This is a genomic window from Paraglaciecola sp. T6c (assembly GCF_000014225.1).
GTDB classification, from domain to species: domain Bacteria; phylum Pseudomonadota; class Gammaproteobacteria; order Enterobacterales; family Alteromonadaceae; genus Paraglaciecola; species Paraglaciecola atlantica_A.
The window spans coordinates 4114821-4130292 of record NC_008228.1; the positions used below are offsets into that span (position 1 = coordinate 4114821).

The 15472-nt window shown below is 45.3% G+C and carries 10 protein-coding genes; 3 read left to right on the forward strand and 7 right to left on the reverse strand.

Annotated elements, in window-relative coordinates; all coding sequences use genetic code 11:
- Window positions 1-145 precede the first annotated feature (145 nt).
- From PATL_RS17595 to PATL_RS17605, 3 genes are all read right to left on the reverse strand, one after another.
- Complete coding sequence (locus tag PATL_RS17595) at window positions 146-1432, reverse strand: lytic murein transglycosylase (RefSeq protein ID WP_011576167.1); 1287 nt, start codon at window positions 1430-1432, stop codon at window positions 146-148.
- Window positions 1433-1632: 200 nt separating this feature from the next.
- Window positions 1633-2196 (reverse strand): peptide deformylase, encoded by a 564-nt coding sequence (gene def / locus PATL_RS17600; RefSeq protein WP_041714571.1) that lies wholly within the window; start codon window positions 2194-2196, stop codon window positions 1633-1635.
- Window positions 2197-2225: 29 nt separating this feature from the next.
- On the reverse strand, window positions 2226-3974 hold the full coding sequence (locus PATL_RS17605) for an ABC transporter transmembrane domain-containing protein (protein ID WP_011576169.1): 1749 nt from the start codon (window positions 3972-3974) through the stop codon (window positions 2226-2228).
- Between the two features lie 196 nt (window positions 3975-4170).
- Between PATL_RS17605 and PATL_RS17610 the strand changes: the two genes are divergently transcribed.
- Entirely contained in the window at window positions 4171-5853 is a 1683-nt protein-coding gene (locus tag PATL_RS17610; protein WP_011576170.1) for a phosphoethanolamine transferase, read from the forward strand.
- 259 nt (window positions 5854-6112) lie between these two features.
- Complete coding sequence (locus PATL_RS17615) at window positions 6113-7045, forward strand: SGNH/GDSL hydrolase family protein (protein ID WP_011576171.1); 933 nt, start codon at window positions 6113-6115, stop codon at window positions 7043-7045.
- A gap of 186 nt (window positions 7046-7231) precedes the next feature.
- Here PATL_RS17615 and PATL_RS17620 read toward each other — a convergent pair whose 3' ends face one another.
- The 3 genes from PATL_RS17620 to PATL_RS17630 all read right to left on the reverse strand — a co-directional run bounded on the left by PATL_RS17620 (window position 7232) and on the right by PATL_RS17630 (window position 11687).
- Window positions 7232-9286 (reverse strand): bifunctional diguanylate cyclase/phosphodiesterase, encoded by a 2055-nt coding sequence (locus PATL_RS17620; RefSeq protein WP_011576172.1) that lies wholly within the window; start codon window positions 9284-9286, stop codon window positions 7232-7234.
- 495 nt (window positions 9287-9781) lie between these two features.
- Window positions 9782-10456 (reverse strand): hypothetical protein, encoded by a 675-nt coding sequence (locus tag PATL_RS17625; protein WP_011576173.1) that lies wholly within the window; start codon window positions 10454-10456, stop codon window positions 9782-9784.
- A 211-nt stretch (window positions 10457-10667) separates the two neighbouring features.
- The gene (locus tag PATL_RS17630) at window positions 10668-11687 is read right to left on the reverse strand and encodes a phosphotransferase (RefSeq protein ID WP_011576174.1); all 1020 of its coding nucleotides are present in this window, start codon (window positions 11685-11687) and stop codon (window positions 10668-10670) included.
- A 155-nt stretch (window positions 11688-11842) separates the two neighbouring features.
- Here PATL_RS17630 and PATL_RS17635 point away from each other — a divergent pair, with 155 nt between their 5' ends.
- Complete coding sequence (locus PATL_RS17635; protein WP_011576175.1) at window positions 11843-12685, forward strand: DUF2797 domain-containing protein; 843 nt, start codon at window positions 11843-11845, stop codon at window positions 12683-12685.
- A gap of 156 nt (window positions 12686-12841) precedes the next feature.
- Here the strand turns inward: PATL_RS17635 and PATL_RS17640 are convergent, their stop codons facing one another.
- Window positions 12842-15373: a TonB-dependent receptor plug domain-containing protein gene (locus PATL_RS17640; protein WP_011576176.1), complete on the reverse strand. Its 2532-nt coding sequence runs from the start codon at window positions 15371-15373 to the stop codon at window positions 12842-12844.
- Between the last annotated feature and the right edge of the window lie 99 nt (window positions 15374-15472).

Sequence of the window (15472 nt, forward strand, 5' to 3'; positions counted from 1 at the left end):
GACCGCGGGAGTATATACCTAAAGTACTTTTTAGCCCAGTAAAGACCGCAAAAAAGGCAAATAATTACCGTGAGGAATAGCAGACACTGCCCATAAGATTAATGGGCAGTTTAACACTGTAACAAAGCAATATATTACAAAGTGCTTATGAGTTGCTTGGCAGAGGCTGCTCCATTAAGGCATCGAACACGTCACGTGCTGGGTAACCATCTGCAATCATGTCTTTTGATAATTGAAATTGGCGAATACCGCTTCGTGTACCCGGTCCCAAAATACCGTCGGCCTTGCCCACATCAAAGCCCAAACCATTGAGCTTATCCTGTAACTTACGCATTTCATCTACCGTGTAATCCGGCAGCTCAGGCAGAGTTTTAGACAAGGTACTCAAACCAGCAATACGATCCGCTAAGTGCCCCACAGCGATGCCGTAATACTCTGAGTTATTCCAGCGCAATATTACATTAAAGTTTTTATAGGCTAAAAATGCCGGCCCTGCATGACCCGCAGGCACCAGAAGCGCACCTTTGATATCAGCGTTACCGATGGCATGGCCGTCAGTACGGGTGACGCCAGCGCCGTTCCATACAGAAAGCGCTTTGGGATCATTCTTGCCCGCTAAGGTATAATCGAATGAGTCAGGCAGGCTCACCTCTCTGCCCCATTTGTAACCTGATTGCCAACCTAAATTTTTCAAAAAGTTAGCCGCCGAAGCCAGCGCATCTTGCTCGCTGTCCCAAAGATTGATTTGGCCGTCTTTATCTCCGTCAACTGCGTATTTCATATAAGCAGAGGGCATAAACTGTGTGTGCCCCATGGCACCGGCCCAAGAGCCAACCATTTTTTTGTCGTCTAGTTTTTCACGATCAATGAGCAACAGAGCTTGCATTAATTCACTGGAAAAATAACGGCTACGGCGATTGTCACACGCCAAAGTGACTAGCGAATCAATAACCGGGCTTTTTCCCTTGTAAGAGCCAAAATTCGTTTCTAAGCCCCAAAAAGCTAAAAGGTACTGAGCTGGCACACCGTATTCTTTATTTAACTCCCCCAGAAAAGCACGGTGCTTGGCCATCATTTGCTGGCCTTTTTCAATGCGCCAGGTATTCACCCGTTTTTCAAAGTAATCAGTAAAGGTTTGAACAAACTCAGGTTGATTTCGATCCAGCGAGATAATTTTTTCTTTGTATCTGGCGCCGCCAAGCACTTCATCGGTAACACGCTTAGAGACACCGGCTGTTTTAGCTTGACCCTGCAAGTCAACAACACATTGTGCAAATAAGGCCTGTGGGCTCGCCACTTCTTGGGCCTCACTTACAACCTCCTGATCACCTAACACATTCATGTCAGTAGCATCTTGTTGAGCAGCCACACTGATGCCGCTTAGCAATGAGCAACATACTATGGCAGATAATTTCTTTAACGCAGTTTGCAACGGATATCCTTACTAATAAAAAATGGGTAATCACATAAGTCACCTTATGTTACACCTCTGGTAATAAATCATAGCTTTGACTGAGTATCGCTTAGATTAGCCTTTGCCCTTCGCACAAATAATTAAATACGCCTATTCAATTGTTGAGATAATCTCATGGCAGAATGGGCAGCTCTTAGCAGTTCTAAACGCAACACCGCTTAACGATTATCGTCGTTTTTGATTTCGCTTTGTCGGTCATCAATGCCTGCTATTTTTCTGCGCCATACGGATTCAGCCATAATATCGGTGTTAAGTTCAACATGGTCAAGCCACGTTTTACCAATCAGATGATCGAATTCGTGTAGGAAAATGCGTGCCACAAACCCATCTAAGCGCTGAGTGGCCGGTGTTCCATCGCGTTGCAGATACTCTATCTCAACCCAAGTCGCCCGGCGAATAAAACCACGTAAACCAGGCACAGACAAACAGCCTTCCCAGTCCTTTACTGTTTCCTCGCTACTTTGTATCACTTTGGGGTTAATTAACACCAAAGGTTCCATGTCAGGTGCATTTGGGTATCTAGGGCTGGGCCGTGATGCAATGATCATGACTGCACGCTCATCAAATACTTGCGGTGCTGCAATACCGACCCCATTGGCCTCTTGCATGGTCGCGAGTAAGGCATCAACAAACTCCTGAAACGCACCGGTTTCAATATCTGTCTGGGAGACTGATTTGGCTGGCGTACGCAAGATAACTTCACCCACTTGTGCAATTTTCATCATGTTATTTATCTTATTCTTTTCATAAATTAACTGACCAACTGCAACTCGGCGAATTCCCGATAAAGCGCATTACTGGCGATTAATTCTTGATGATTACCTATTGCCACTATCTGGCCTTTATCCATCACGACTATGCGATCCGCATTGATTACTGTGGCTAATCGGTGGGCAATAATTAAAGTGGTCTTTTCGCGCATTAGTTCGTCCAGAGCCAGCTTGATAAACTGCTCATTGGCTGCATCCAGTGAACTGGTAGCTTCGTCCAGCAACAAAATAGGTCGATCAGCGAGGATTGCTCTAGCGATAGAGATTCGCTGTTTTTGCCCCCCAGATAAACGTACGCCTCGCTCGCCCAAATAGGTTTGATAGCCTTCCGGCAACTGCTCAATAAACTCATCGGCTCTGGCGGCTTTAGCAGCGGCTTGCACGTCTTCATCACTGGCATCCGGTCGTCCGTAGCGAATGTTCTCGGCAACACTGCTAGCAAAAATCACTGACTCTTGAGGTACGAGGGCATATTGTTGGCGTAAAGACTCTAGCTCGAGCTCAGCTATATTCACCCCTTCTAAACTAATTTCCCCCGATTGAATATCGTAAAACCGCAGCAAGAGTTGGAATAAACTAGATTTGCCAGCGCCGCTTGGGCCGACTAAAGCAATACGCTCGCCAGCTTTTATGTCAAGAGAGATATGCTGTAATGCAGGGCTGTCTACAGCACTGGGATAGCTAAAATTCACATCCGTTAAGGTTAAGTTGCCTTGCACCTTTTTTGCTAACAATTGGGGCGTTTCAGGTTCAAGTACTTCACTCTTGGTATGCAATAACTCCATTAAACGCTCGCTGGCTCCGGCAGCTTTTTGAACTTCCCCTATGACCTCGCTTAACGTGGCGACCGCACCGCCTGCCATAACGGCATAGAACATAAACGCGGTAAGCTCACCGGCGCTAATACTGGCAGTTAACACCTGCTGCGCACCTAACCAAGCGACTAAGGTAATGGCGGTCATGCTGATACCCATAATCGTGGCCATCATCAAAGCACGAAAGCGAATGCGGCTATTGGCCGCTGTCATCACATCTTCTACCCGACCGGCAAACTTACTTCTGTCGAGATCTTCATGAGAATACGCTTGAACGGTGTGAATTTCATGCAGTGACTCATCCACGTAAGCACCTAAATCTGCCACTCGGTCTTGACTGTTTCTGGCATGCAAACGCACTTTGGCGCCAAAGAAACGAATTGGCAATAATACAATTGGCACAGCAATCAATACGTACAGGGTCAACATGGGGCTGGTGATTAACATCAGCAATAATGCACCAATAAAAGTAATGCCTGCGCGCAGTGCCATTGACAGCCCCATACCCACCACCGACTGCAGCACGGTAGTGTCACTGGTAAAGCGTGAAATGACCTCGCCGGTACGTGTTCTCTCAAAAAATGCGGGAGGTAACGTTAGCAGGTGAGAGTACACAGATTGGCGAATATCTGCGCTGACGCGCTCTCCTAGCCAAATCATTAGGTAAAATCGAAAGTACGCTGCAATACTGCCCAGTAGCGCAATACCCACCACCACCAGCATCATTTGATTTAACATGGTAGCGTTATTTGCGACAAAGCCTTCATCGACCACGACCTTCACACCTTGGCCCAGTAACAACCAAGAGCCTGAACCAACAATAAGCGCGCTTATGGCACACATTACCTTTGTTTTATAGGGTGCGAGTTGGCCAAATAACCAGCGCATTAGGGTAAGAGTTTTTACAGCTTTCACAGGTGTCCTAATAATGTTGCCAACGCAAAATAAGAGTGACTCAACAATATATTTCACATTCGACTGATACAGATTATTAGGATGTTGGGGCACATTGCTTCATTTTAAATCAGCTCTTTTAAATCACGCCTTAATATTGTGTTAAGCCACCATCCATAAGATTCGCTGCCATCGTGAACCTAGGTATTAATCTGAGATGAATAAAGCGGCCGCCCAAACACCAATACGAAGCGAATGGTTACGGGCTTTTAAAATTCCCCCTCAACTTGTCATGCTGCTCGCAGCGCTATTTGTCACGCTAACGGGCAATCACACCTTTTTCGGCCATCTTGAGACAATTTACTCTTGGCAAAATAATGCATTATTCATCTGCTCAGTTGGCGCTATTTTATGGGCATTAACATCTATTGTGTCAATCGTATTAAATTGGTTTATGCCGGTAAAATTAGCGTTATCCATCGTGCTTATTACGGGGGCAATATGCAGCTATTTTACCGATGGTTTTGGCGTTATTTTTGATATCGACATGATGCGTAATATGTTTGCCACTGACACCAGCGAAGCGGCCGATATACTCAACTTTGGTTTGCTTAATCACGTCTTGTTATTTGGAGCGATCCCGATAGTTTTTTTTAATCTGTTGCCACTGAATAAACAACCCAGATTAAAAGACATTAAGCGCCGCTTTTTGATGACGGGGTTTACCTTAGTGATTGGCATAAGCGTTATCGGCGGCAGTTTATTTGCTTTTAGTGGTCAGTACGCGAGCTTTTTTCGTGAACACAAATCCGTGCGTTACTACACGAATCCAATACAACCTATGTATTCATTCGTCGCATTTCTGACGCAAAAGGTTCGCTCTGCTGCTTCCAGGCAATTCGTGTTCCAAACGTCCCGTGCTGCCATTCCAGACACAGATTTGAATCGAGAGCTCGTGATTGTGGTTGTCGGTGAAACCGCTCGCGCTGATCACTTCTCAGTCAATGGCTACGAGCGTGAAACCACCCCTTTGTTAGCCAAAGAAACTGATTTAGTCTCTTTCAGCCAAATCAGTAGTTGCGGCACATCCACCGCAGTTTCAGTACCTTGTATGTTTTCCATTCTGGGTCGTGATGACTTTGATGCAGACAACAGCAAAACCACAGAAAATGTGCTAGATATTGTGGCTAAAGCCAATATTAGCGTGCAATGGCGGGACAATAATTCTGATTCAAAAGGGGTCGCAGAGCGCATTCCCTATATAAGTTACAAAACTAGCGAAACGAACCCAGTTTGTGATGAAAAGCGGCAACCCAAAGAGCAAAAATATAGAGAGTGTCGTGATGAAGGTATGCTTGATGGGCTACAAGAATTTATTAACGGACAAGAGCAAGACATACTCATTGTACTACATCAAATGGGCAGCCACGGCCCTGCATATAGTAAGCGCTACCCGTCAGCATTTGAAAAATTCACGCCAGCATGTCAAACCAGTGAACTATCAATGTGCAGCGACGAAGAAATTATCAATGCTTATGACAATACCATCCTCTACACAGATTACTTTTTAGCAAAAGTCATTGGGTTGTTAAAACGCAACACTCCTCGTTACGAAACAGCCATGATTTACGTCAGCGATCATGGTGAATCTTTAGGTGAAAACAAGGTCTATTTGCACGGTTTACCCTACATGTTCGCACCCAAAGCGCAAACGCATGTGCCGATAATAGTGTGGGCGGGTGCATCTTCGGATATTGATATTGCAAAAACCCGTGAGTTAAAAGATTTACCTAATTCCCATGATGCATTGGCTCAAGCCATTTTACTAAGCATGGAAGTTGATTCAGACGTAAAGCTCCCCCCTATGTTCCCGTTGTTAGTAATGAAATCGGATGACTAAAAGGAGCTATTAAGCCAATGCGGATCAGACCATTTTTATCAGTGTCAGTATTTTTTGCACTTGTGGCTAATTTTCAAACAAAAAATAGCTAACCCTTTGATTTTATTAAGGGGATCGAAATATGCATAATCGTTTTTCGGCATGAAAACGTCTGTGCACTTTTGGGATGTTCTATGCTGATGCTTATCCCGCTCGGGATACTAACAACAATAAATTATAATTGGCGTTGTGCAGTATAGAAGCGCCCTGAGGTGAAACAATGAACAACCTGACTCTGCCACTGTCCAGTGGATTGAATTATTTACTTAAAAAAACTAGAAGAACACTGTGTGTATCTGGAGCATCACTACTGATGTTTGTCAGTTCAACAGCATCCGCCACGCCTATCAGTGATATGTATGTGTTCGGTGATTCGCTATCGGATACTGGCGCATTAAAAACACTCCTCCCTGCAGCGTGTCCTACCGCCCCCTATTTTGATTGCCGATTTTCTAATGGCCCAGTATGGGTTGAGCATTTGGCTAGTGACTTAGGTGTATCCGCAAGTACTGCTTATACAGGCGGCACAAATTGGGCCATAGGCGGCCAGCGCACTGACAATTTATTTGCTGACCCCAACTTTGGTGGTCAACTTTTTAACTACTTAGGTAGCGCAGGTGGTATGGCAGATGCCGATGCACTCTACGTGATCTGGGCTGGTGGCAATGATTTTTTGCAAAATGATCCCGTTGGCACCTATACCCCGGGCGATGCAGCGCAAAACATTGTTGACAGTGTGACCACTTTAGCAATGGCGGGGGCGATGAACTTTCTAGTGCCGAATTTACCCATTGCAGCGCCTTGGGCTTTTGAATTTAATGCCGCGTTAGCAAACGGCTTAGATGGCATCAGTGGCGGCTTAAACATCACCCAACTTGATGTGTTTAGTACGTTTTTAGATATATCAATGAACCCCAGTGATTATGACCTAACGAACGTATCAGCTCCTTGCGTTGACTCGGCAAATATGACCGTGTGTACGAATCCTGATGAGTACTTACTTTGGGACCAAGTTCACCCTACTGCCGTGGGTCACCAACTTATTGCCTCTGCCGCACTCGCCGCTTTAGCAGTACCTGAGCCCGCCTTACTGGCGCTTTTTGGTTTTGGCATGTTAGCGCTGGTACGCACAAGACGGAAAGTGTTTCCTTAATCCCCCCTCTACGTTAGTAACTGTTCCCTCAGTTATCAGTGCAGATGGGTATAACCCACCATTCCAATAAAAAGCCCTCATCAGAGGGCTTTCTATTTGAGCTAGAAGCTGTCAATTTAATGCTCTTAGCGCAGCTAATATCCTGCCAACGCCGCGTTCATATTAGGTTATTCACTACCAGAATGTTTAGCTTGCCGGATATCTATAATCGATTAAGGCTTGAGCTGGTACCGGTTTACTAAAATAGTAGCCTTGAACTAAGTCGCAGCCGAGTTTATCTAGCAACATAAGTTGCTCATGAGTTTCAACTCCTTCAGCGACGACCTCTAGGTCTAAACTATGCGCCATTGCGATGGTTGCTTTGACTAAATCAAAGTCCTCCTTATTCACAGTGATGCCATCAATAAAGCTGCGGTCTATCTTTAAAATATCAAATGAATAGCGACGCAAATAACTCAGTGAAGAGTACCCTGTACCAAAATCGTCCATCGATAATTTCACACCTAACTGGTGAAGCTCTTCCAGCGCCTCTTCCACATAGGCATTACCAACCATTAATACCCCCTCCGTTATTTCAAACTCCAAATTTTGCGGCGAGATTTCCTCTTTGCTCAATGCCGATAAAATAAAGTTAATTAGCTCTTTGTCCCTAAATTGCCGCGGCGATAAATTGACCGCAATGGTATAGTTTTTATTATGAATACTCGCCCACTCCCGCAAAAACTCTAGAGCTTGTTCAATAACATATTTACCAATGGGCACAATTAACCCGGTATGTTCAGCAATGGGGATAAATTCGTCAGGAGGCACATTACCCAATATCGGATTACGCCAACGAATTAATGCTTCAGCACCGATTACGTTTCTATTTTGCACACTAAATTTGGGTTGGTAAAACACCTCAAATTCTTTACGCTGAAGCGCTTGATTGAGCTGCCCTTCGATTTCGAAACGGCGCAACATAATGGCATTCATTTCTTTTGTGAAAAATGAATACGTATTTCGCCCTGATAATTTAGATTGGTACATGGCAGCATCAGCATGGCGCAATAAATCAGAGGCACTGCTGCCGTTTTCAGGATACGTTACAATGCCAATACTCAAGGTTAGGATCAGCTCCTTACCATCAATTAGAAACGGGTCTCTGAATACCCGAAGTAGGTTTTCGGCCACCTCCTTTGCATCGTTATCATCAGCAAGTGCCCGTAACAACACGATAAACTCGTCTCCCCCTAAGCGCCCTACCGTGTCCGCCTTTCGCAAGGCTAAGGTTAGCTTGTTAGCCGCCTCAACTAGGAGTTTGTCGCCTACTTCGTGGCCTAATGAGTCATTCACTTTCTTAAAGTCGTCTAGATCTAGAAATAGCAGAGCGGCTTTTTCTTCGTTTCTTTGCGCCTCTTTAAGCATTTGCGATAAACGATCCAGAGACAAGAAGCGATTCGGCAGCAAGGTCAAACTATCGTAATAAGCGTGATGGCGTATCGTTTGAGCCGCCTTATGCTGCTCAGTGATATCGCGAACGATCACTACTATTTGGTTGTACGCCTTAACATGGCTCAGTCTTGCTTCGAAGTAGCGAATACCGTCTGGCAAAGTGAGTTCATATTCAAAGGTAGAAATACCCTCTTGCTCAATCACCCTTTTATTAAATAGCGTATACTTGCGTGCCACCTTGCGTGGAAACAAATCTGTAATGGTGCGTCCGACGCATTCACTTGGTGATGCACCGAGATATTTGTCATCCCCCCCATGAGAATCAATGATGGTGCCGTCTTCTTCCATCAAGAAGAACAAATCTGGGGTGGCCTCAAAGACCGCTTCAAGCATGTTGTCTTTAAATTTTGCTTGCGCTTGGGCTTGTCGTACGTCGGCGAGATCGATATCAATGCAGTACATTTCGTGCTTATTGTGTTCATTTGTGAACAAAACATGGCTCGAAAATACGTTAACATCGCCACCATTTTTATGGCGCAATGTCAGTTCTTCAGCAGGAATTTTAATGCCTTTATTGATCCAATCAGTGTGGGCGGCAATAACGGGTTCACGCATAAAGTCGGGGAAAATCAGATCTTCGAGTTTCTTACCTAACGCTTCTTCTTCGCTAAAGCCATAAAGTAACTCGCTGCCCAAATTCCAGTAAATCACATTCCGCTCTTCATCGTATCCTTGGACAGAAAGAGCATCTACCTCGTCAAACAACTGATACACAGCGTCTTTTATGGCTTCTTGATGGACTATCATAGTACTGGATTGACTGCCTCTTGGTTAGTGTAGATAAGCATTACCTATCTTTAATAATCAATATCGCGCCTATGAGTAACAGTGCGGGCATGAAGACAGCGCCTGAACTCTTATATGAAGAATAAACGCTAACATTGAACTGCGCAATTTTTGAACAACTGTTCTTTAGTCTTAAATCTACACGAAAAAATCACGGCCATCACAATGGTAAAAATATACCACTGGTGAACCAGTGTACAGAAAAGTTACGAGCGACAACAATGGTCTTTTCCATATAAACCATATTAGTCAACGTGATACGAATTACTTCTGTATTAACCGAGTTCAATATGACAGTGGTTGTACTTTAATCTAGAGAATAAAGAACGTACTTATTAGGCCTTTACTGGCAAACCCATGTCAGTGATTTATCACCCTATGTAAGGCGCCAAATTATAAGCGAGACTCACCTGAATCGGACACATGAGAAGGGAATGCTGGAGAAGGAGCAGGAGATTACGTTGTAGTAGGTTCACTATTCAATATAGCAAGCACCAACACAAAGAAGCACAGCACCAAGTTAAACAGTGGAAGTTGCAACGCTGGCGGCATCAAATAAATCAGCAAGACAGAGGGTATCCATACTAACCAATTCGTCACTATCGTAGTGGGTAAGTAGAGTAATAACAGTCGTTTATCCAATAGCTGCATGGTACGACGTACATTGAAATGCGCATCTTTGAATTGATAACAAAGCGTCAGCAGTGGGCATGTGAACAACGCACTAAACACAAACTGGTCGAAAGCGATTTTTTGGATCAGGGTAACGGCATCAGTACCATTGCCAAACAAGGTAATTTGCAAACCATAGAATGCATCTACTAACCAACCCATAAAGGCCCAAAGTAAACAATAAAATGCTAACTGCCGGACAGGCTTAAAATGAATTTGACCGGATAAGCTTAAGTACATAAAAGGCAGTAAGCCGCCGAACACCGCAGTAGACATCACAGCGTAAACCACACCATAGTGCGATTTGAGATCGGCGAAAAAATTAAACACAGGTTCGCTTGCAGGCCAATAGAAAAAGCTTAAACCAATGCCTAATGCTATCAACTGTAAACACATGGCAGGGATGAAGTTTAGTTTTAATGCTCGGCGGATGTTCGAAACCAAAAGAGAATGACTCATAAAAAATAAATGTCTCAAGTATGCATGGTAACTATGCTAAAAATGCGGATGTTAACGTCATCTATCCCAGCTGGACGTACTAACGTAAATTCACGATGTTCAATACTGTAATGATTAGCCCTAACGTACAATCTTAATCATCAATTCCGTAAGCCTGTTAGCGCAAAAAGCAAACTTAAGCCCTATCACTTGGAAGTAGCAAACCGTTTGGCTACGCCAATATAGCGGAATAGCGCGGCTGCTCACGTACCCTATTCAACGCCTTTGCCGTCTGCCCTTGCATAAATTCGTTTATTTTCACATGCTCCGGGCTCCAGCCGAGCAAAAAACGATGAAAGTCAGCCCATACAAGTGGTATCAACCCTCGCCACTCTTGCTCTAGCTCTTCAACCCAGCGCTTTTGGACCCCTTGTGTATCTGAAGAAAGAATCGCCGCTCTAAACTGCGCAAAATAATAATCAATATAACTATCGTGTTTTTCGAATAGCACAGTGTCAGTCAAACAACTGCCTAAGAAATACATCACATCCTTGATGCCTATTCCCCTGCCTACGTACTGAAAGTCCACTGCGGCAACGGTTTCACTAGCGCTAAAGCAAAAGTTCGCTAGTTTTGCATCGCCATGCAACAGTGTTTGAAAACGCGCATTGTTCAGTGCCTCATCAATACGCTGGGCATTGTACTTGAGCTCGCCCTGCGGCATTACGCCAAACTCAGCTTGGCGAGTAGCCAAATACCAGTAACAACCAACGGGCCACAATGTCGATGTGTCTATGTTGATAAAACGCTCGTGAAAATGCGCTAACCAACTCAGCACTGTTTTAATTTGCGTTTCCGTAGCCCGTGCATATACCAAATCAAAACCACTACTTTTCAGGTCCTCCATGATCAAGGTTTGCGTCTCTGGGTGGTTCGTTGATTTGATCAACCCGATAAACTGCGGTACATAACACGTCTCATCGCAACGCCCAGCGAAAAATTGGTAAAACTCGGCTTCTACTTGGTAGGAGCGCACTTTACGTTGGTGCCCCACCTCACTGTGCCACCCTCGAGGATGGTGCACCTTGGAGGGCGGCGCGACATGCTTCACAATCACGCTCTTGCCTAGCTTGGGGCTATCGTAACGGGCAATCTCACCGTACTCGCTCCACAAATTTTGCAGTAGCTCGCGTTTTTCAAGCTTAGGGTCGTCAAAGTACTCGCGTAATCTAGTCAATAATTGAGTTTGCATGGGCGCCTTGCTTACAAGTAACACGGTGAATCAAGATAGATCCTCATTTTGCCCTATGGTTACTTTGGCAATCAAGGCTTTAGGCTGTCACAATAGCGAGCTGTTAACGCCCTACCGTTATTCGGCGTCAATTTCGTACACAGGACCAGAACAACATGACCATTTACCAAGGTAATATTCGCAAAATGCGCGTATCCACCGATGCTGAGCATCTTGCCCAATATCAATTGCCCATAGGCGAGCAACTCATTGATATGAACCCGCTGATCGGTAAAGCGCTTAACGTCAGTTTCGATAACCAGATCAACTGCGTGCATTGCCAAGCAAAAACCAAGAAAAGCTTCAATCAAGGCTACTGTTACCGCTGCCTAACGAAGTTGGCACAGTGCGACACCTGTATTATTAAGCCTGAACTTTGCCATTATGACGCTGGCACCTGCCGTGAACCTAGCTGGGGCGAAGCAAATTGCCTGTCAGATCATTACGTATATCTAGCCAATACGGGGACGATTAAAGTGGGGATTACTCGTCATGTCAGCGATGCAGTATCAAGTCGCTGGCTCGACCAAGGTGCCACTCAGGCGATGGCCATCATGAGAGTACAAAACCGCCTAACAAGTGGTTTAGTCGAAACTGCCATGAAAGAGTTTATTGCGGATAAAACCAATTGGCGCACCATGCTTAAAAGCCAACCTGACACTGCCGATTTACAGCAATTAAAAGAAGATCTCATCACCGAAATAGAAGATCAATTAGACGAAATTACCGAAGAGTATGGTTTTCAAGCCATCGATATTCTTGATTTACCCGCGGTTGATATTCATTACCCAGTGGACCAATATCCAGAAAAAGTAAAGTCCATCAATCTAGACAAAGAACTGTCTTTCAGTGGCGTACTACAAGGCATTAAAGGCCAATACTGGATGTTAGATGGGGATCGCGTGATCAACATGCGTAAGTATTCCGGTTACCACCTAAGTATTGAAACCCCTGAGTAATCGCATTTAACACGGCGCTTTAAAACCTTAGCCAAGCGTTTAAATGACATAAAAAATCGGGCGCAGTTTGCACTGAGCCCGATACAAATAGTCTACTTCATTATTGCGTGCCCTAAGTGCTTGTTTCCAAGCTAAGGTCGCTTCTACAGCGCAATATTAGAACGTGACAGATACCTTACCGTAAACAAAACGGCCTGAGAAACCAAACGGTGAAAACCCTGAATAAGGGAATAAGCGTGAGAACGTACCCACATCTTCCACCAATTCACGGGTAGTATCAGGGTAAACATCAAATAAGTTGTTCGCCCCTAATGTTAGCGTTAGGTTGTCTGTTACGTCATAACCAACGTCCAAATCTGTGACCCATTTTTCGGGCAATACTTCATTGGTAGCTGGGTCACTTGATGGCTCTTGCGTTTCACCGTAGCGCGTTGTGCGCAGTGTTGCGTGCCACTCATCCATGGTCCACACGGCACTTAAGTTGAGCTTGGTTTTTGGTGAGCCCACTTCAAAACGACGCAATTCAACATCCGAGAACAAGTTGCCTTGATCCACGCCAGCACCAGCAAGTACCGCAGGTGGGTCGATGATGTCAGTCACTTCATTTTTGTTGTAGTTAAAGCCCGCATTAAAGGCCACATCACCCCAGTTTTGAATATCAGTATTGTATGACGCCACCACATCAACCCCTGATGTTTCGCTGTCAATGGCATTCAAGAAGAAGCGCGCACGGTTTGCCCCCGTACCTGCTAGTAAGGTTTCAATTCCCTCACCGGACAAGTTATTGGACAACACAATACGATCGTCAATTTTGATATTGTAGTAATCCACTGACACACTGAAGTTTGAATCTGGTGACCAGGTAATACCCGCGCCGTAGTTCACCGCCTCTTCTGCATCCAATCCAGGTGAGCCTAACGCTTTTGCCACATCACTGTTGGGTGCAAACGTGCCAGTTTCAGTTGGTTCACCGTCTACAAATACCGTCGCGATAGAAGTGAAATACTGCTGCTGCAACGATGGCGCTCTAAAGCCAGTGGACACTGACGCCCGCAGAGCTATTTCTTCTGTCAGCGTGTAACGGGTGGCGAACTTACCGTTTACCGTTGAGCCAAAGTCAGAATAATCTTCATAACGAGCAGCTACAGTCACATTCCAGTTGTCCGTAATATAGGCTTCTAAATCCACGTATAAACTGACGTTGTGACGGCTGTTGTCACCGGCTGATTCGGGGGTAAAGCCAGGAAATACCTGTGAGCCCGCAGAGCCACCAAAGGTACCTTGAACATAAGATGCTTCTTCACCGGCTTCAATTTCGTAGCCTTCACGGCGATATTCAGCACCTACCGCCACGTTGACGCCACTGGCTAGGCCAGACACATCAATTTCGCGGCTAAGGTCTAGGTTAATGGTCAGTTGGTCGTAAATCAGCGTACCAGCATCAAACACCGTTTGGCTCGTTGGCCCTAGAGAGGTGTTCAAGCTGTTTTTCACGCCGAACTCAAACTCATCTTCACCGTATACGGCAGAGAGGTCGTAGTTCCAATCACTCATAAACCCTTTTACACCCGTGGCAAATGAATAATCATTGATGTCAGAGGTTATAATAGGTAAGAAGCCATCGGGATAAATCGCTTCGATGTTGCGGCTGTCTTGGGCACGGCGATAAAAACCTCCACCTTCCCCTTCACGGGTGCTGTACGAACCAAATGAATATATTTCTGCGTTCTCGTTTAGCTCAAAGCCCGCGTTATAAAACACCGCCATGTCTTCAACATCGCCATTGCCAAAGTTATGATTGTAGCGATCCCATGTGAGTTCGCGGGGATCTAACGAGCCATCTTCTAAACGCGAATAGTTTTCTCGTTGATCATAATCAGAGCGATTACTGGCGCTGCGATCACGAAATTCAGCTGACAGGTTAAAGAAACCGTCATCCCCTAGCGCAAACCCCATGTTGGCACGCATGGTAGCGGTTTGACCATCGGTTAATTCGCGATCGCCACCTTCGGTAAAGGCAAGCTCGCCGTTATCATCAATGCCGACGTCTTTTAAATCAGGCACACCATCCATGGTCGTTACGTTCGCACCGTACGTGACTGACGCCGAGCCACCGCTGCTGGCACTTTTCAATACTATGTTGATAACCCCTGCAATCGCATCAGAGCCATATTGCGCTGCTGCGCCATCGCGTAATACTTCGATACGCTCAATGGCGTTAGCAGGGATCGCATTTAAGTCGACCGCTGACGAACCACGCCCGGTGGAGCCATTAAGGTTAAGCAGCGCGTTTGAATGGCGACGCTTACCGTTTACCAATACTAGCGTGTGATCCGGCGCTAAACCGCGCAGTTGTGCAGGTCGAACGTGGTCGGTTCCATCGGTCAATGACGGTTGAGGAAAGTTAAAACTTGGCAACAAGTTGCCCAGAATCATATTGGTTTCAGTTTGCCCAGTAGTGCTAAGTGAATCGGCACCAATGATGTCGATAGGCACCGGGCTATCTTCAACCGTGCGCCCTAATCGACGTGAACCGATAACACTGATTGTTTCTAAATCATCTGCAGCTTCAGTCGCTTGCTCCTGAGCGTAAGCGTTTGCTCCGCTCAAAATTGCAGATGATGCACTCATCATTAATGCGACTTTTAACCACTGATCTTTGGCTTTGAAGGTATGTGTTTTTTTCATTGTGTTGCATGTCCCAATGTCAATGTGGAGTAATCAACACTGCACCGTCTTCTGTTATTGCTTTCTGTCCGGCCAAAAGTACGATTTATTATTGTTTTT